Origin of the sequence: Roseateles chitinivorans (assembly GCF_050632145.1) — a bacterium.
Lineage (GTDB): Bacteria > Pseudomonadota > Gammaproteobacteria > Burkholderiales > Burkholderiaceae_C > Roseateles > Roseateles chitinivorans_B.
In genome coordinates this window covers 5,302,405-5,318,857 of the sequence record NZ_CP192577.1, presented here as the reverse complement: position 1 = coordinate 5,318,857, position 16,453 = coordinate 5,302,405, and the positions used below count along the sequence as shown (strand labels likewise).

The 16,453-nt window shown below is 70.5% G+C and carries 17 protein-coding genes; 4 read left to right on the top strand and 13 right to left on the bottom strand.

Going from position 1 to position 16,453, the window contains the following annotated elements:
• Positions 1-162: 162 nt before the first annotated feature.
• On the top strand, positions 163-2,031 hold the full coding sequence (locus ACQ86G_RS24455) for a glycoside hydrolase family 15 protein (RefSeq protein WP_431257731.1): 1,869 nt from the start codon (positions 163-165) through the stop codon (positions 2,029-2,031).
• A gap of 43 nt (positions 2,032-2,074) precedes the next feature.
• A complete protein-coding gene (locus tag ACQ86G_RS24450; RefSeq protein WP_431257730.1) occupies positions 2,075-2,884 on the top strand; it encodes a glucose 1-dehydrogenase in 810 nt (269 codons plus the stop codon).
• On the opposite strand, the gene ACQ86G_RS24445 is transcribed toward ACQ86G_RS24450, so the two are convergent.
• Positions 2,835-3,893, bottom strand: coding sequence for a homoserine dehydrogenase (locus ACQ86G_RS24445; RefSeq protein WP_431257729.1), 1,059 nt, complete (start codon positions 3,891-3,893; stop codon positions 2,835-2,837). The two genes, ACQ86G_RS24450 and ACQ86G_RS24445, sit on opposite strands and share 50 nt — an antisense overlap.
• 201 nt (positions 3,894-4,094) lie before the next feature.
• Between ACQ86G_RS24445 and ACQ86G_RS24440 the strand changes: the two genes are divergently transcribed.
• A complete protein-coding gene (locus tag ACQ86G_RS24440) occupies positions 4,095-4,613 on the top strand; it encodes a nuclear transport factor 2 family protein (RefSeq protein ID WP_431257728.1) in 519 nt (172 codons plus the stop codon).
• A 21-nt stretch (positions 4,614-4,634) separates the two neighbouring features.
• Here the strand turns inward: ACQ86G_RS24440 and ACQ86G_RS24435 are convergent, their stop codons facing one another.
• Positions 4,635-5,564: a LysR family transcriptional regulator gene (locus ACQ86G_RS24435; protein ID WP_431257727.1), complete on the bottom strand. Its 930-nt coding sequence runs from the start codon at positions 5,562-5,564 to the stop codon at positions 4,635-4,637.
• Between the two features lie 130 nt (positions 5,565-5,694).
• Between ACQ86G_RS24435 and ACQ86G_RS24430 the strand changes: the two genes are divergently transcribed.
• Positions 5,695-7,074, top strand: coding sequence for an MFS transporter (locus ACQ86G_RS24430; RefSeq protein ID WP_431257726.1), 1,380 nt, complete (start codon positions 5,695-5,697; stop codon positions 7,072-7,074).
• 122 nt (positions 7,075-7,196) lie between these two features.
• On the opposite strand, the gene nusB is transcribed toward ACQ86G_RS24430, so the two are convergent.
• From nusB to glyA, 11 genes are all read right to left on the bottom strand, one after another.
• Positions 7,197-7,733: a transcription antitermination factor NusB gene (gene nusB, locus ACQ86G_RS24425; protein ID WP_431257725.1), complete on the bottom strand. Its 537-nt coding sequence runs from the start codon at positions 7,731-7,733 to the stop codon at positions 7,197-7,199.
• On the bottom strand, positions 7,730-8,194 hold the full coding sequence (ribH, locus tag ACQ86G_RS24420) for a 6,7-dimethyl-8-ribityllumazine synthase (RefSeq protein WP_431257724.1): 465 nt from the start codon (positions 8,192-8,194) through the stop codon (positions 7,730-7,732). Before ribH ends, nusB begins: the two co-directional genes overlap by 4 nt.
• A 12-nt stretch (positions 8,195-8,206) precedes the next feature.
• Entirely contained in the window at positions 8,207-9,316 is a 1,110-nt protein-coding gene (ribBA, locus tag ACQ86G_RS24415) for a bifunctional 3,4-dihydroxy-2-butanone-4-phosphate synthase/GTP cyclohydrolase II (RefSeq protein ID WP_431257723.1), read from the bottom strand.
• A 106-nt stretch (positions 9,317-9,422) separates the two neighbouring features.
• Positions 9,423-10,616, bottom strand: coding sequence for a bifunctional diaminohydroxyphosphoribosylaminopyrimidine deaminase/5-amino-6-(5-phosphoribosylamino)uracil reductase RibD (ribD, locus tag ACQ86G_RS24410; protein ID WP_431257722.1), 1,194 nt, complete (start codon positions 10,614-10,616; stop codon positions 9,423-9,425).
• Positions 10,617-10,626: 10 nt separating this feature from the next.
• Positions 10,627-11,190 carry a type IV pilus modification PilV family protein gene (locus ACQ86G_RS24405; protein WP_431257721.1) on the bottom strand — a complete coding sequence of 188 codons (564 nt, stop codon included), beginning with the start codon at positions 11,188-11,190 and terminating at the stop codon, positions 10,627-10,629.
• A gap of 5 nt (positions 11,191-11,195) precedes the next feature.
• Positions 11,196-12,302, bottom strand: a complete 1,107-nt coding sequence (locus ACQ86G_RS24400) for a hypothetical protein (protein ID WP_431257720.1) — start codon at positions 12,300-12,302, stop codon at positions 11,196-11,198.
• 74 nt (positions 12,303-12,376) lie between these two features.
• Positions 12,377-13,126 (bottom strand): PulJ/GspJ family protein, encoded by a 750-nt coding sequence (locus ACQ86G_RS24395; protein WP_431257719.1) that lies wholly within the window; start codon positions 13,124-13,126, stop codon positions 12,377-12,379.
• Between the two features lie 13 nt (positions 13,127-13,139).
• Positions 13,140-13,589, bottom strand: coding sequence for a type IV pilin protein (locus ACQ86G_RS24390; RefSeq protein ID WP_431257718.1), 450 nt, complete (start codon positions 13,587-13,589; stop codon positions 13,140-13,142).
• The gene (locus ACQ86G_RS24385) at positions 13,586-14,245 is read right to left on the bottom strand and encodes a GspH/FimT family pseudopilin (protein WP_431257717.1); all 660 of its coding nucleotides are present in this window, start codon (positions 14,243-14,245) and stop codon (positions 13,586-13,588) included. Before ACQ86G_RS24385 ends, ACQ86G_RS24390 begins: the two co-directional genes overlap by 4 nt.
• A gap of 126 nt (positions 14,246-14,371) precedes the next feature.
• Positions 14,372-14,815 (bottom strand): transcriptional regulator NrdR, encoded by a 444-nt coding sequence (gene nrdR / locus ACQ86G_RS24380; protein WP_067271194.1) that lies wholly within the window; start codon positions 14,813-14,815, stop codon positions 14,372-14,374.
• A gap of 16 nt (positions 14,816-14,831) precedes the next feature.
• Positions 14,832-16,082 carry a serine hydroxymethyltransferase gene (gene glyA / locus ACQ86G_RS24375; protein WP_431257716.1) on the bottom strand — a complete coding sequence of 417 codons (1,251 nt, stop codon included), beginning with the start codon at positions 16,080-16,082 and terminating at the stop codon, positions 14,832-14,834.
• Positions 16,083-16,453 lie beyond the last annotated feature (371 nt).

Here is a 16,453-nt window from a genome sequence, read left to right as displayed (position 1 = left end):
ATCGTGGTCATTGCGCCACGTCGGTGCACGGGGGCGAACACCGGTACGAAGCGTTGTCTCAAGGTGCGAAGCGCCGCATCACGGTGCCTCGGGCAGCCGAATGTACGCAGATGTGGGAACACCGATTGCAGGGGCTTCCCGCATTTGGCACCAGGAGTTTCCTTGAGTTACCCCGACATCGGATCGCACGGCGTGATCGGCAACCTGCGCACGACCGCCCTGGTGTGCACCGACGGCACGATCGACTTCTTCTGCTTCCCGCGCTTCGACTCGCCCAGCGTGTTCCTGTCCCTGCTGGACGACCGGCAGGGCGGGCGCTTCAGCCTGCGTCCGGTCGACGGCGCCGGGATGCACACGCGGCAGATGTACCTGCCCGACACCAACGTGCTGCTGACCCGCCACATGTCGGCTGAGGGCCTGGTCGAGGTCATCGATTACATGCCGGTTCGAAAAAATGGTCCGCAGAGCGCCCTCGTGCGTCGGGTCCGATGTATCCGCGGCACACAATGTTTCGAGATGTTCTGCGAACCGCGGTTCGACTACGGGCGCGTGGAGAGCGAGGCCCGTGTGCACAGCGACGGGAGCGACGGGAGCGACGGCTTGCTGGCGACGTTCACGATGGGCGCGTCGCCGGCGCCGATGCAATTGCGCAGCACGGTCCCGTTGCAGGTCGATCCCGGTGGCGTCGGCGCCGTGGGTGCCGTCGGGGCCGTGATGACCTTGAAGGCGGGCGACGAAGTCGGCTTCGTCTTCGAATGCGTGATCGAACGGCCGACCGATGGCGACGACCTCCACGCCTTCCTGGAGGCGTCGTTCACCGACACGGTGGCGTACTGGCAGGGCTGGAGCGAGCGGTCGGCCTATCGCGGGCGGTGGCGCGAGATCGTGCAACGCTCCGCGCTGATCCTGAAGCTGCTGAGTTCGGCCGAGCACGGCGCGATCATCGGCGCCGCGACCTTCGGCCTGCCCGAGCACGTCGGCGGCGCGCGGAACTGGGACTACCGCTTCTGCTGGATCCGCGACGCGGCGTTCACCGTCCATGCGCTGCTGCGGCTGGGCTACACCGAGGAGGCGGACCGCTTCATCGCCTGGGCCAAGGGCCGGGCGGACGACGACGACGAGGACGCCGTGCCGCAGGTGCTGTATGCCGTGGACGGCCGTCGCGTCGAGGGCGAGGTCGAGCTCGATCACCTGTCCGGCTACCGCGACTCCCGTCCGGTGCGGGTGGGGAATGCCGCGGCGGCCCAGCTGCAGCTGGACGTGGTGGGGGAACTCGTCGACGCCATGTACCTGGCCGACAAGCATGGGCCCGCGCCGTCCATCGACGTCTGGCGCCGGTTGACGGGCCGCATCGACTGGCTGTGCGAGCACTGGGACCAGCCGGACGACGGCATCTGGGAGATGCGCGGCGAGCGGCGCGATTTCCTGTCCGGACGATTGATGAGCTGGGTGGCGCTGGACCGCGCGCTGCGCATGTCCAAGCGCTTTGCGCGTCCGGCGCCGGTGTTGCGGTGGGTGGAGACGCGCGACGCGATCGCGTCGCAGATCATCGACGAGTTCTGGCATCCCGGAAAACAGGCGTTCGTGCAGTACCGCGGCGGTGACACGCTGGACGCGGTGGTGCTGCTCATGCCGATGGTCAAGTTCATCGGGTCCAGCGATCCGCGGTGGCTGTCCACGCTGGACGCCGTGGGCCGGGAGCTGAGCGTGGACGGACTGGTCGCGCGGTACACGACCGGCGACGGCCCCGACGCCGCCAACCTGGATGGGCTGCACGGTCAGGAGGGCGCGTTCATGGCGTGCTCGTTCTGGTACGTCGAATGCCTGGCCCGTGCCGGGCGCGTCGACGAGGCGCGGCTGCACTTCGACAAGATGCTCACCTATGCCAACCATCTCGGGCTGTACGCCGAGGAGATCGGACGCGGCGGCGAGCACCTCGGCAATTTCCCGCAGGCGCTCACGCACCTGGCGCTGATCAGCGCCGCCCTCGCGCTGGACCGCGCCATCGAAGGACGCGGACCGCGGGCCTGAGCCCTGGCGAACACCCCTTGCATCCAGCCCCTGGAGACCTCGCATGCCGCTCGTGCACCCCCTGGATCACCAAGTCGCCGTCGTGACCGGCGCCAGCTCCGGCATCGGCCAGGGCATCGCCCTGGCGATGGCGGACGCCGGCGCGGCCGTGGTGATCAACTACCACTCGCAGGAAGAGGCGGCGACGGCGGTCGTCGAGCAGATCATGCGCTCCGGCGGGCGCGCGATCGCGGTGAAGGCGGACGTCGGCTCGGAGCCCGAGGTCGACCAGCTGTTCGACAAGGCGGTCGAGGCGTTCGGCCGGGTCGACATCCTCGTGGCCAACTCCGGCATCCAGCGCGACGCGACGATCGGCGAGATGACGCTCGACCAGTGGAACCAGGTGATCGGCACCAACCTGACCGGGCAGTTCCTCTGCGCCCGCGCGGCGGTGCGCCTGTTCCGGCGGCAGGGACGGGACGAACGGCGCTCGCGTGCCCTGGGCAAGATCATCCACATCAGCTCCGTCCATCAGCTCATCCCCTGGGCGGGGCATGCGAACTACGCGGCGTCCAAGGGCGGCATCGACCTGTTCATGCGCAGCCTCGCGCAGGAGGTGGCGGAGGAGGGCATCCGCGTCAACGCCATCGCGCCGGGCGCCATCGCCACGGCGATCAACCGCGCATCGGTGGAGGACGAGACGGCAAGGGCGAAGATGCTGTCGCTCATTCCCTACGGCCGCATCGGCGCGCCGGAGGACGTGGCCGCCGCGGCGCTGTGGCTGGCGAGCGATGCGTCGGACTACGTGGTCGGCACGACCCTGTTCATCGACGGGGGGATGAGCCTGTATCCGGAGTTCCGGCACGGGGGCTGAGCGGCAGCCGCAGGTCCCGGAGGAGGTGTTCCAGGTCCTTCAGCGCGGCGGCCGCCGTCCCGTAGGGACTCGATCCGCCGCCGACGAGGGTCAGGTCTCCCATCAGGTCGGTGACGACGTGCACCGCCTTCGCCCGGCCATGGGCCCGCGCGAACGGATGGTCGGGGCCGCACAGCTCGATGCCGACCGAGGCGTCGCAGGTCCCGCCCGAACGGTCGATCCGGCCCACCAGCCGCGGCATCAGTCCTTGCGCCTTCCATCGGCGGACATCGGCCAGCGTCACGTGAGTGATGCCCTGGCGCTTCATCGTCTGCACGTCGACGACCTCGCCGAACGCGGCGCTGCACAGGATCGCGATCTTGCAGGCGGTGTCCCAGCCGTGCGTGTCGAGGGTCGGGTCGGACTCCGCGATGCCCAGGCGCTGCGCCTCGGCGAGCGCGTCGGCGAAGTCGCATTCCCTGTCCATCATCTCCGACAGGATGATGTTGGTCGTCCCGGTCACGATGGCGGCGAGGGACTTCACCTCGCAGCCCGCCAGGTTGTACTGAACGAGGTCGACCGTCGGCATCGCCGATCCCGCGGCGCCGCTCACCTTGAGCGCCAGACCCCGGCGGGTCGCTTCCGCATGCAGTCCGGGGAAGTCGTGGACGAGCGCGCCCTTGGAGATCGCGACCACGTGCATCTGCCGGCGGAACGCCGTCCGGATGTAGCCGAGCGCGGCGCCGCCGGTGCGGAAGTCCGTCGGGCTCGCTTCGATCAGGACGTCGGCGGGGACCTGGTCGATGAAGGCCTCGCCAGTCAGGCCGGGGGTGTAGCCGGACCGGTCCGCCAGCGCCGCCAGGCTCAATCCGGCGTCGTCGATGAGACCGGCTGAACCGCCGCAGACGCCGACGATGCGGACGTCCTGATCGAACTGCTGCCGATAGCGGTCCGCCCGGGCCGCGAGCAGTTCCGCCACCTTGCGGCCGATGCCGCCGAAACCGGTGATGGCGATGTTGAGTCGGGACATGGGGAATGCGTTGCGCGCTGTGAGGTGAGCGTGGATTCTGCGTGATCCGAGCGATGGGGCGGAGGTGACCGTATCGTGCAAGCGATTTGGAGGATCGTGCCAGCCGTCCCCACCGACCGGAACCACAGTGGTCGGATCGTCAGGACCTGGAGTGACCGCCATGCAGAGTGCCCCCGCCCCCGTCGCTGGACACGCGCGATCGTGCCGCTCGTCGTCGTCGTCGCCGTCGCCATCGTCCCGCTGCTGTCTCCGCCAGCACTCCTTGCGCAGACGCCGCCGGCGCCTTCAGTCCGCGCGGACATCAAGACCGCTGAACGCAACCGTGCCCGCGTCGTCGATGCCTTCGATGCCTGGGCCCAGGGCGGCAACCGTTTCTTCGACGACCTGCTGTCGCCGTCGGTGCGCTGGACCATCCGCGGCAGCGGGCCGACGGCGGGCACCTACGTCGGCCTGGAGGACTTCGTCACGCGCGCGGTGCGTCCCTTCGCGTCGAGGCTGTCGACGCCGGTGCGGCCGGTTGCCGTGCACCACGTCTTCGCGCAGGGCGACGACGTCGCCGTGCATTGGGACGGGGAGGCGCAGGCGCGCGACGGGCGACCGTATCGCAACAGCTATGTCTGGATCTTCCGCATGAAGGACGGTCGCGTCACGGAGGCCACGGCCTTTCTCGACCTCGCGCCGTACGAGGACGTGATCCGGCGCGTGCCGCTGCCGGAGTGACCGGCGCCACCCCGGCTTCGATCAGTGCGATGGCGGTGACGACGACGAGGTCCTCGACCTGCACAACTCGAAGACCATCCCCCGCAGCCACTGATGCGCCGGATCCTTGTCCAGGCGGGGATGCCACATCTGCGAGACGGTGATCGGCTCGGTCGGCACGGGCAGCGGCAAGAGACGCAGCGCGCCCTGGGCCAGATCCGGCCGGAAGAAGGAGGCGGGCACCAGCGCCACCAGGTCCGTCGCGGCCGCGATCGACAGCGCCGCGCGGAAGCTCGGCACCACCACGGCGACCCGGCGCTTCAAGCCGCGCGCGGCCAGCGCCTCGTCGACCGGACCCGCGCGACGACCGCGTCGCGAGGTGACGACATGGGCGCAGGCCGCGTACGCTGTCGCATCGGGTTCACGCGCGTCCAGCAGCGCGTGGCCCTCGCGCACCGCCGCGACGAAATGGTCGCGGTAGAGTGCCTGGATCCGCACCTCGGGGCCGGACTCGCCGAGCACGCCGATGTCGAGATCGATCAGGCCCTCGCGCAGCGGGCGGACGTCCTTGTCGGGCTTGGGCGCGAAGCGCAGGCACACGCCCGGCGCTTCCTCCGCTGCGCGGGCGACCAGCGACGGCGCGAAGGCTTCGATGAAGCCGTCGTTCGCGCGCAGCGTGAAGGTCCGCCGGAGTGTCCGCAGGTCCCAGCCGGCGCCGGCCGGCTGCAGCACGGCGCGCGCGCCCTGCGCGAGCTCGCGGACCTGGTCCCGCAGGGCGAGCGCGTGCGGCGTCGGCACCATCGCGCGGCCCGCCCGCACGAGCAGCGGATCGCCGGTGGCCTCGCGCAGCCGCGCCAGCGTGCGGCTCATCGCGGATTCGCTGAGCCGCAGGCGTTCGGCGGCCCGCGCCACGCTGCCTTCGGCGAGCAGGGCATCCAGCGCGGTGAGCAGGTTCAGATCGATGTCGGCCATCGCGTCACGCTAGCACGCGCACGAGTGGTGCGGATGGCGTCGCGTACAGGGACTCCCTGCGCCCGGCGCGCTGGTCGCGTCGCCGGGCGGCTCCTATGCTGAACGCATCCCTTTCCGAGCCGTCGTCCCGATGTCCGCCACGCTGCCCGCTTCGTCCGCTTCCGAGTCTGATTCCGATGGCGTCCCGCTGCCGCGCCGACATGCCGCGGTCGCTGCGCTGCTAGGCGCGATCGCGCTGGTCGTGCTGGACGGCGCCATCGCCAACGTCGCGTTGCCCAACATCGCGCAGACCCTGAACACCTCGCCCGCCGATGCCATCTGGGTCGCGACGGCTTATCAACTCGCCGTCGTGATGTTTTTGCTGCCGGCGTCGGCCTTGGGTGAGCGGCTCGGCTACCGTCGCGTCTTCGTCGCAGGCGTGTCGCTGTTCACCGCGGCGTCGGCGCTGTGCGCGCTGGCGCCCTCGCTGGGGTGGCTGGTGGCGGGTCGATGCCTGCAAGGCCTGGGCAGCGCGGCGGTGATGCCGCTCGGCCTGGCGCTGTTGCGCTTCACCTATCCGAAGCGATTGCTCGGACAGGCCATCGCGTACAACGCGCTGGCCGTCGCGGGCGCTTCGGCGGCCGGGCCCGCCATCGGCGCGGCGATCCTGTCGGTGGCGGGCTGGCCGTGGCTGTTCGCGGTGAACCTGCCGGTGGGCCTGCTGGTGTTGATCGCCGCTCGCGGATTGCCCGACACGCCCGGCACACGCCGGCCGCTGGACGTCGTGAGCGTCGCGCTCAACGCGGGCATGTTTGCGGCCTTCGTGCTCGGCGGCGATCAGGTGCTGGCCAAGCCGCTGGAGGGCGGCGCGCTGCTGATCGCGGCCATCGTCTGCGGCGCCCTGCTGGTCCGCCGCGAGCTGCCGCGCGCGGCGCCGTTGATTCCGCTGGACCTGCTGCGCTCGCCGTCGTTCCGGATGTCGATCATCGCGTCGGTGTGCTGCTTCACCGGGCAGATGGCCAGCTATGTGGCGTTGCCGTTCTACATGCACCATGTGCTCGGACTGAGCGTGCTCGCGACCGGCCTGCTGATGACGCCGTGGCCGCTGGCGGTGATGCTGGCCGCGCCGCTGTCCGGCCGCATGGCCGATCGCCTGCCGACGGCCTGGCTCTGCGCGGCGGGTGCGAGTGGTCTGGCAGCGGGACTGGCGCTCTGCGCGGCCTGGCCGGTGCAGGCGGATCCGCGGCCGTCGCTGGTCGTGTTCACCGCGCTGGCGGGGCTGGGATTCGGCTTCTTCCAGACGCCCAACAACCGCAACATGCTGCTGTCCGCGCCCAAGGAGCGCAGCGGCGCCGCCGGCGGCGCGCAAGGCGTGGCACGCCTCACCGGTCAGACGCTGGGGAGCCTGTTGATGGGGCTGCTGTTCACGTGGCTGCCGGCGTCACGGGCGTCGCACGCAGGGCTCGGCATGGCCGCGGGATTCGCGCTGATCGCGGGACTCGTGAGCGTGTGGCGAGGGCGTGCCACCTGACGGGGCGCGTCGATCCCTGGGAGGCGTGTCGGCCCGGGGAGACGCCTTGGCGAATCGCGTGCCAATGAAAAAGGCCGACGGCTCCCTTGCGGGAGCAGCGTCGGCCTCGGTCCGTCGGGAGATCAGTTGCCGCGGACGGCCTTCACCTCGACCGGGCGCAGGTCGATCGCGGCGCGGTCCAGCACGCCGTTGACGTACTTGTGGCCGTCGGTGCCGCCGAAGGACTTGGCCAGTTCGACGGCCTCGTTGATCGCGACCTTGTACGGGATGTCGATGCAGTTCTTCAGCTCGTACGCGCCGATCATCAGGATCGCGTGCTCGATCGGGGACAGCTCGGTCGTCTTGCGGTCCGCGTGACGGGCCAGCACCGTGTCCAGATCGGCCGCTTCCTCGATCGCGCCGTTGAACAGCTTGTCGTAGTGGCCGCGGTCGGCCTTCTCGAAGCCGTCCTGCTCACGCGTGTGCGCGTCGATCACACCGAGGTCGTCGCCGGTCACCAGCCACTGGTAGATGCCTTGCAGCGCGTGCTCGCGCGAGCGGCGGCGGGCCGACTTGGCCGGCGCCTTCTTGGCGGCGGGCTTGCCGCCCGAATTGCCGCCCGAATGGCTCCCCGTTTTGGGAGCGGGCTTGCCGGCGGGGTTGTTGTCGTTCGTGTTCACTTGAGTTCTTTCAGCAGCTGTGCCATCTCGACGGCGACGGTACCGGCATCGCGGCCCTTGTCCTCGGCCCGCGCCCAGGCCTGTTCCTCGTTCTCGACCGTCAGGATCGCGTTGGCGATCGGCAGGCGGTGGTCGAGCGTCAGGCGCGTCACGCCGGCGCCGCTCTCGTTGGCGACCAGTTCGAAGTGGTAGGTCTCGCCGCGGATGATGCAGCCCAGCGCGACGAGTGCGTCGAATTTCCCGCTGACGGCCATCGCCTGGAGCGCCACCGGCACTTCCAGCGCGCCCGGCACGGTCACGTGACGGATGTCGGCGTCCTGCACGCCCAGGCGGGCGAGTTCGGCCAGGCAGGCCTTGGCCAGCGCCGTCGTCAGTTCATCGTTGAAGCGCGCCTGGACGATGCCGACACGCAGCCCGCGTCCGTCCAGTCGGGTCGATTGACCCTTGTCAGATCCTTGCATGCGGTCCTCGGCTCAGCAGTTCTTGTCGTGGCCGGGCTGGGCGGCCTGGAAGCCGGTCACCTCCAGCCCGTAGCCGGTCATGCTCGGCATGCGGCGGGGGCTGCCCAGCAGCTTCATGCGCTGGACGCCGAGCTCGCGCAGGATCTGCGCGCCGACGCCGTAGGTGCGCAGGTCCATGGTCTGGCGGGTGTCTTCCGATGCGCTCGGCTGCAGGCGGGCCAGCAGCGCGTCGGCATCCTCGCCGCAGTTCAGCAGCACCGCGACGCCGGCGCCTTCGCGCTGGATCGCCGCCAGCGCCTGCGGCAGCGGCCAGCTGTGGCCGCATCGGCCGGCGTCCAGCAGGTCCATCGCGGAGAAGGGCTCGTGCACCCGCACCAGCACTTCCTGGTCCGGCTGCCACTGGCCCAGCGCCAGCGCCATGTGGACGTTGTTCGAGCGGTCACGGAAGACGTGGCACTCGAAACGGCCTTCGCGCGTGTCCAGCGGACGCTGCGCGATGCGCTGCACGATCGACTCGTTGCGGCTGCGGTACTCGATCAGGTCGGCGATGGTGCCGATCTTCAGGCCGTGTTCCTTGGCGAAGATCTCCAGGTCCGGCAGACGGGCCATGGTGCCGTCGTCGTTCATGATCTCGCAGATCACGCCGGCGGGCGTCAGGCCGGCCATGCGCGACAGGTCGCAGCCGGCTTCGGTATGGCCGGCGCGCATGAGCACGCCGCCGTCCTGCGCCTGCAGCGGGAAGATGTGGCCCGGCTGCACCAGGTCCGCCGCGACGGCGCCCTTGGCGACCGCCGCCTGCACGGTGCGCGCCCGGTCCGCCGCCGAGATGCCGGTCGTGACGCCGGTGGTCGCCTCGATCGAGACGGTGAAGGCGGTGCCGTGCTTGGTGCCGTTGCGCGTGGCCATCGGCGGCAGTTGCAGCAGCTCGCAGCGCTCGCGGGTCAAGGTCAGGCAGATCAGGCCGCGGCCGTGCTTGGCCATGAAGTTGATCGCTTCCGGCGTGACGTGGTCGGCGGCCAGGACGAGGTCCCCCTCGTTCTCGCGGTCCTCTTCGTCGACGAGGATGACCATGCGGCCGGCCGCCAGCTCGGCGACCAGCTCGGGAATCGGTGAAATAGGCATGGGCGCGATTGTAGGCGGGGGCGGCCCGGTTCTCCGGGGCGCGGGGTTGCTCGACGGCGTCGGGAGACCGGGCCGATGCGGCGATCAGGACGCGATCGGGAGGCGATTACGCGCCGATCGGCCGCAACCTCAGCCGCAGATCGCCCCCGACGGGCTGGCAGTCGACCATCCGGAAGCGGGGCGCGCCGTCGAGCGCCGTCAGTCCACCCAGGTCGACCATGCCGCGGCCTTCACCCAGCAGCATCGGCGCGACGTAGATCAGCAGTTCGTCGATCAGCCCGGCGCGCAGCAACGAACCGTTGAGCTTGTAGCCCGCCTCGATGTGGAGCTCATTGACCTGGCGTCGCCCCAGGTCGTGGATCGCCGCGCCCAGGTCGACCTTGCCTCTGACCGGATCGGCGACGGACACCAGTTCCGCCCCTCGGGCAGCGAGCGCGGCGCCGCGCTCGCCCGGCTCGGACAACGCGTGATAGATCAGCAGTTGCCCGGGAGGCGCCAGCAGGCGCGCGTCCGGCGACAGCTCCAGGCGGGAGTCGATCAGCACGCGTTGCGGCTGCCGCACGGTGTCCACGTCCCGGACGTCCAGGCGGGGATCGTCCTCGCGCGCGGTGCCGATGCCGGTCAGCACCGCGCCGGCACGGCGGCGCCAGGCATGACCGTCGCGCCGGGCCTCGGGACCGGTGATCCACTGGCTGACGCCGTTCGACAGCGCGGTCCGTCCGTCCAGGGAGGCGGCGACCTTCATCCGCACGAAGGGGCGGCCATGCCGCATCCGGGTCAGGAAACCGATGTTGAGCTCGTGCGCCTCGACCGCGCTGGGGTGGTCGGTCGGCAGGACCTCGGTCGCGATGCCGGCGGCGCGCATCCGTGCGAGTCCCTGGCCGGCGACCTGCGGATTGGGGTCGCCGAGCGCGACCACCACCCGGCCGACGCCGGCCGTGATCAACGCGTCGCAGCAGGGCGGGGTGCGGCCGTGGTGGGCGCAGGGCTCCAGGGTCACGTAGGCGGTGGCGCCGCGCACGTCCTGACCCCGGGCCTGGGCATCGCGCAGGGCCATGATCTCGGCGTGTGCCTGCCCGGCGGCCTGGGTGTGACCTTGACCGAGCACGCGGTCGTCGCCGTCGACGATGACGCAGCCCACCCGCGGGTTCGGGTCGGTGAGGCCGACCGCGGCCTCGGCGAGCCGCAGGGCTTCGGCCATCCATCGATCGTCGCGTGAGGTCGACGCCGGGGAGCCGTGGATCGGCGGCTGGCCCGATGGCAGAACGGGCGGCAGGGCGGACGAAGAGACTTCTTGCATGGCGCGAAGTCTAGCGGCGCGACCCTGGCGGGCGGAGCAACCATCCGGAGAGGGCCGGATCGGTGAGGGGGAGCAGGCTCTCGAGGGTGATGCTCCGGGCGTGACCCGCACGGTCCGTCCATTGCACGCGCAGCTGCACCGGGCGCAAGGGCAGGGGCGTGAGCCCGGCGTCCGGGGCGCTCCCGCCCGGTGGGGCGGCGGCGTCGGCGGTGAGGGCCGCACCGCCGACGACGGCGAAGGCGATGTCCGGACCTTCCCAGCTCAGCGCCGGCGAGGGGGCGTCCGGCTGCCCGCGCCAGCGCTCGAGTTCGTTGCGGGCCAGGCGCAGGGCCTGGTCGTGATGACGCGCTTCGTCGGCGGCGATACGCAGGCGGGCCTGGAGCGTCATGAGACTGGCGGCGGCGATCGACAGCAGCACCAGCGCGATCAGGGCCTCGATGAGCGCGAATCCGCGGCGAAGGCGGCGCCCGGCGCGACCGGTGTGATCGTTCGGAGGAGGCCGGTGGTGCGGCAGACGGTGGGAAGACCGGTGGGAAGGACGGTGAGGAGGGCACCGAGGGTGGGAGCGTGTCATCGTCATCATCGTGTCGGGATCCAGCCGCCGGGCACGGGCAGGAAGCTGCCCATCTGCCGATGGATGCGGTAGAGGACGGCCGCGTCATGGATCAACTGGACCGACGCGGACTTGTCCACGTGTCCCTCGCTGACCACCGCGCCGCGCAGCGAGGCGGACTGTCCCGCGGGCGGATGCCAGGCGAGGCCGTCCCGCGCATAGATCACGCCTTGCGGGTGACCGGGCGCGAGGAGGTCCAGCCGCCCGTCGACGATCAGCACCAGCGGCGTGCCGTCGAGTGCGGGTGCCGGCCATTCGGACAGACGGGCGTCGCCGTCGATCCAGATCAGGCGCCGGCCGCGCGCCAGTGCCTGGGCGAGCGATGCGCCGCAGTCGTCGATGCAACGCAGCCGCGTGATGGCGGGCTGGTCGCGATAACGCCCGGGTGGATAACCGAAGACCTGGAGAAAGCTGCCCGGGGTGTCGATGAGGGCGGAGGCCGGCGGCAGGCGCAATGCGCTGAGAAGCGCCAGTTGCTGCGAGGTCTCCGCCACCCCGACCGGCCCGTCGGACACGTCGTCGCAGTCCGTCCGGCGGTCGCTGCAGCCGCGCACGATGAGTTTCAACTGTCCCGGGCCGCCGGCGTCGGCGAAGCGGACGCTGAACTGCGGTTGCGCCTCGCCGTCGGCGCGGGGCTGGGCGTCGACGGGAGCACCGCCGGTGGCGGCACAGCGACAGGACCATCGCAGCGGACCCGAGTTCAGGCAGGCCGGCATCGCGGGTCCGGTGCCGGCTGCCGCCGGCGGTGACGTGGGAGGGGCGGCGGTGGCGGGCGCCGTGGGGGCGTGATAGTGGCCGTCCGCGCCGATCAGCAGGAACCGGCTCCGGAAATCCGAAGGCGCCGTGCCGCCGGCCGCCGGAGGCATCGTGGCGGCGCGGCAGGTCTCGTCGATGGCGCCGCTGTTGAGCATGGCGACGGCCCAGGCCATGCCGGACTCCGCGGCCTCGGACGCCGCAGCGGCCCTGAGGTCGTTGGCCGCCACGCGCTGCGCCATCGCCAGTTGCCGCGCCGCCCAGGCGGCCCCGAGCGCCAGCACGCCCAGCAGCAGCACGCACATGGTCAGCGTGGCCAATCCTCGTTGAATCCGTTGAATCCGTTGAATCCGTTGAATCCGTTGAACCCGCTGGACTCGTTGAAGTGGCCGGATCATGGGCAGCCTCCCGAGAGGACATGGTTGTGCAGCTGCCCCAGCATCTCGAGGTGATGGCGTGCGCGTGGGTCGTGCGTGGCTTCGGCGTCGACGGTGACGGTCACCAGGCGCGTGGACAGGACGGGGAGGCAACCCGCCGTGCCGGACGCGCAGCCCGGGGCGCAGTCGTCGCCCAGCGGATGGGCCTGCGCGGTGAGCCGCACCTCGAACCCGTTCACCCGCAACAGGTCCGGATCCGTCAGCGGCTGGTAGCGACCGGCGATCAACTGGTCGATCCGACCCTCGTTGAGCCGGAATCCGGAGGTCTCCCGGACGCTGCCGGCGCTTGGCGCGCTGCCGTCGCGGGCAAAGCTGTAGCTGACCCGATGTCCGGCGTCTTCCACCGTCAGATCGGCGTAGGGGTTGGGGACCGGTGCGTCCGGGTCGTCCTGCCAGACGCCGTCCTGCGCCTTGTCCCAGAACGCCGCGCGTCGAAGGTCGCGCAGGATGAGTTCCGCCGTGGCGCGCAGCTCCTGCTGCACCTGGAGCTCCAGCATCAGCCGGTGGTGCTCGCCGAGTTGCACGCCGGCCATCGAGAAGGCGCCCGCCAGCAGCAGGAGCCCGATCGTCAGGCCGATCATGAACTCCACCAGCGTGAAGCCCCCGGTGGCGCGCGAGGGGAAACGCTGAGAGGAACGCGGTGAGGAGCTCCCGGCGAGGCTCCGTGAGAGGTGGCGCGTCGGCACTGCGAGGCGTTGGCGGTTCATCGTGTGGCCTCCTTCATTGCGGCCAGCAGGCGTCGGCCTGCTCCGCGCCGCGGTCGTCGAACCCGGTCGTGGTGGTGGCGCCCAGATCCAGTCGGAGCCTCAACACCTGGCATCGGCGGTCCGCGGACTGGTTGCCCTGCGCGACGGCCTCGACCTGGTAGCGCGTGGCGTCGGCCTGCACGATGCGCAGGCGATAGAGCCCGCCCCGGGTCGTCGCGGATTGCTCCAGGTCCTCGAGCCGGTCGGCGTATCGGGGATGGCGGGCGCGGAAACGTTCCTGCGCGATCTGGATCGACTGCAGCGCCTCGCGCGCCTCGGCGCGCCGGCCCTTGAGGACCTGGTCACGGAAGCCGGGCAGGGTCAGCGCGGCCAGCACGGACAGGATGGCCAGCACGGTCAGCAGCTCGATCAGCGAGAAGCCGACAGGCGAGAAGCCGACAGGCGGGAAGCCCCGGCGGTTCATGCGCACCTCGGCAGGCGGTTCAGCGCGCCGTCGGGCGTGCAACTGCGCACGCGGCCGGTGATGCTGACGATGTGGCGGACGGTGCCGATGCCGGTCATGCGGACCTCGATCGTGCCGCTCACCGACACGGTGCCCTGGCGTCCGCTGAACAGCATCGACGGCACGTTGGACACCACCTCCGCCTGTCCCCGGCCGCCGGACCAGCGGGCCTGCTTGATCGCCTGCGCGCCGCCGTCGCACAGCGGCGGCGTGTCCAGGCGGCAGTCGCAGTTGCCGGACGTCGTTGTCGTTGTGGTGGTGGCGGTGGCGGTGGTGACGGCGGACGGCGCGCCCGTGTGCAGCACGTAGCAGCGCCCGCTGCCGCTGAGGGACGACAGGTCGCCGCCGAAGCGCAGGATCACGTTGCGCGCGCCCAGGATCGCCTCGCTGCGGGCGAGTTGCAGGTCGCCGAGGACCGCTTGCGCGGCGTTCGCGAGTCGCTGGCGCCAGAGCCAGTCGCGCAGGTCGGGGCCTGCGAGCAGGGCCGCCAGCGCGACGAGCGCGATGCTGACCAGCAACTCGATGAGGCTGACACCGCGCGCGGTGGTCAGTGCCGGGTGGGGCGCCGTGCCGGGGCAGGGGACGCGGAAGGGGAAGGAGAAGGTGGCAGGCCGCAAGGAAGATCTCCAGAAGAGTTGCCAGGAACTCTAGGGAGATGGCCTGCGATGCGCTTCGCCTTCAGGAGGGAAAGCCGGCCCGCTGAAGGGGGCCGGCCTTTGGGGAGACGCGTGAAACGCGCCGCCTCAGATGTCGCGGATCAGCTGCCGGAACTCGTCGACGTCCTCGAACGAGCGGTACACCGATGCGAAGCGCACGTAGGCGACCTTGTCGATGCGCTTGAGCTCGCGCATCACGTGCTCGCCCAGCTTGGTCGACGGGATCTCGCGCACGCCCGTGCTGAGCAGCTTCTCCTGGATGCGCTCCAGCGCCGCGTCGATCTGCTCGATGCTCACCGGCCGCTTGCGCAGCGCCAGCGTCATCGACGCGCGCAGCTTGCCCATGTCGAACTCGGCGCGCGTGCCGTCCTTCTTCACGACCATGGGCAGCGCGATGTCCGCGCGCTCGTAGGTCGTGAAGCGCTTGTCACAGGACTGGCAGCGACGGCGGCGACGCACCACGTCGCCTTCGTCGGACTCCCGGGTCTCCGACACCTGCGTGTCGCCGTGACCGCAGAACGGGCATCGCATGCGCCGCGGACCCGCTTCAGCGGTAGACCGGGAACTGACGCGTCAGTTCGGCCACCTGCTCGCGCACGCGGGCCAGGTTGGCCTCGTCGTGCGGGTTGTCCAGCACGTCGGCGATCAGGTGGGCCGTCTTGCGGACCTGCTCCTCCTTGAAGCCGCGCGTGGTCATCGCCGGCGTGCCCAGGCGGACGCCGCTGGTGACCATCGGCTTCTGCGGGTCGTTCGGGATGCCGTTCTTGTTGCAGGTCATGTGGGCGGCGCCCAGGATGGCCTCGGCTTCCTTGCCGGTCAGGTTCTTCGGACGCAGGTCCACCAGCATCACGTGGCTTTCGGTGCCGCCGGAGACGATGCGCAGGCCGCGCTCGATCAGCGTGTCGGCCAGCACCTTGGCGTTGGCGACGACCTGCTGCTGGTAGGCCTTGAACTCGGGCGTCAGCGCTTCCTTGAAGGCCACCGCCTTGCCGGCGATCACGTGCATCAGCGGGCCGCCCTGGATGCCGGGGAAGATCGCCGAGTTGATCTTCTTGGCGATCGCCTCGTCGTTGGTCAGGATGATGCCGCCGCGCGGGCCGCGCAGGCTCTTGTGCGTCGTGGAGGTCACGACGTCGGCATGCGGCAGCGGGTTCGGGTAGGCGCCCGCGGCGATCAGGCCGGCGTAGTGCGCCATGTCGACCATGAAGTAGGCGCCGATCTCCTTGGCGATCTTGCCGAAGCGCTCGAAGTCGATGCGCAGCGAGTAGGCCGACGCGCCCGCGATGATCAGCTTGGGCTTCTTCTCGCGCGCCAGCGCTTCCATCGCGTCGTAGTCGATCTCTTCCTTGGCGTCCAGGCCGTAGGAGATGACGTTGAACCACTTGCCGCTCATGTTCAGCGCCATGCCGTGGGTCAGGTGGCCGCCTTCGGCCAGGCTCATGCCCATGATGGTGTCGCCGGGCTGCAGCAGCGCGAAGAACACGCCCTGGTTGGCCTGCGAGCCGCTGTTGGGCTGCACGTTGGCGAACTCGGCGCCGTAGAGCTGCTTCAGGCGGTCGATGGCCAGCTGCTCGACGATGTCCACGTACTCGCAGCCGCCGTAGTAGCGCTTGCCGGGATAGCCCTCGGCGTACTTGTTGGTCAGCTGGCTGCCCTGGGCTTCCATCACCGCCGGAGAGGTGTAGTTCTCCGAGGCGATCAGCTCGATGTGGTCTTCCTGGCGCCGGGTCTCCTGCTGGATGGCGGCGAAGACTTCGGCATCGACGGTGGCGAGGGTCTGTTGGGTGCGGTCAAACATGATGATGTCGGCTCAAGGGTTGGCGCCGCCCGCCCGGCAACGCATCGGCGCGGTCGCGGTCAAGGATGACGGCGAGGCGGCGACGGCGGTCGGAACGACGGCGGCCCAGGCGAACGGCACGGACAGCCGGGGACGTCCCCGGCCGTTCGCGCTTCCCGGTGGTGGCCCACCTCGGGCGACGCCTGTGCGGAGACAGGATCGTCTCCGGGCAGGGCGCCCTGATCGCCAGTTGCGCGAAGTCCGCAGTGTAGCCGCACCGGCTCGGGGCGCCGGCCATCCCGTGACATTGTTCCCACGGCGGTGGGGCGAAGGCTTCGCCCAATGAAGAACGGGTTCCGATCGGAACCCGTTGTCAAAGCGCATGACCGGCG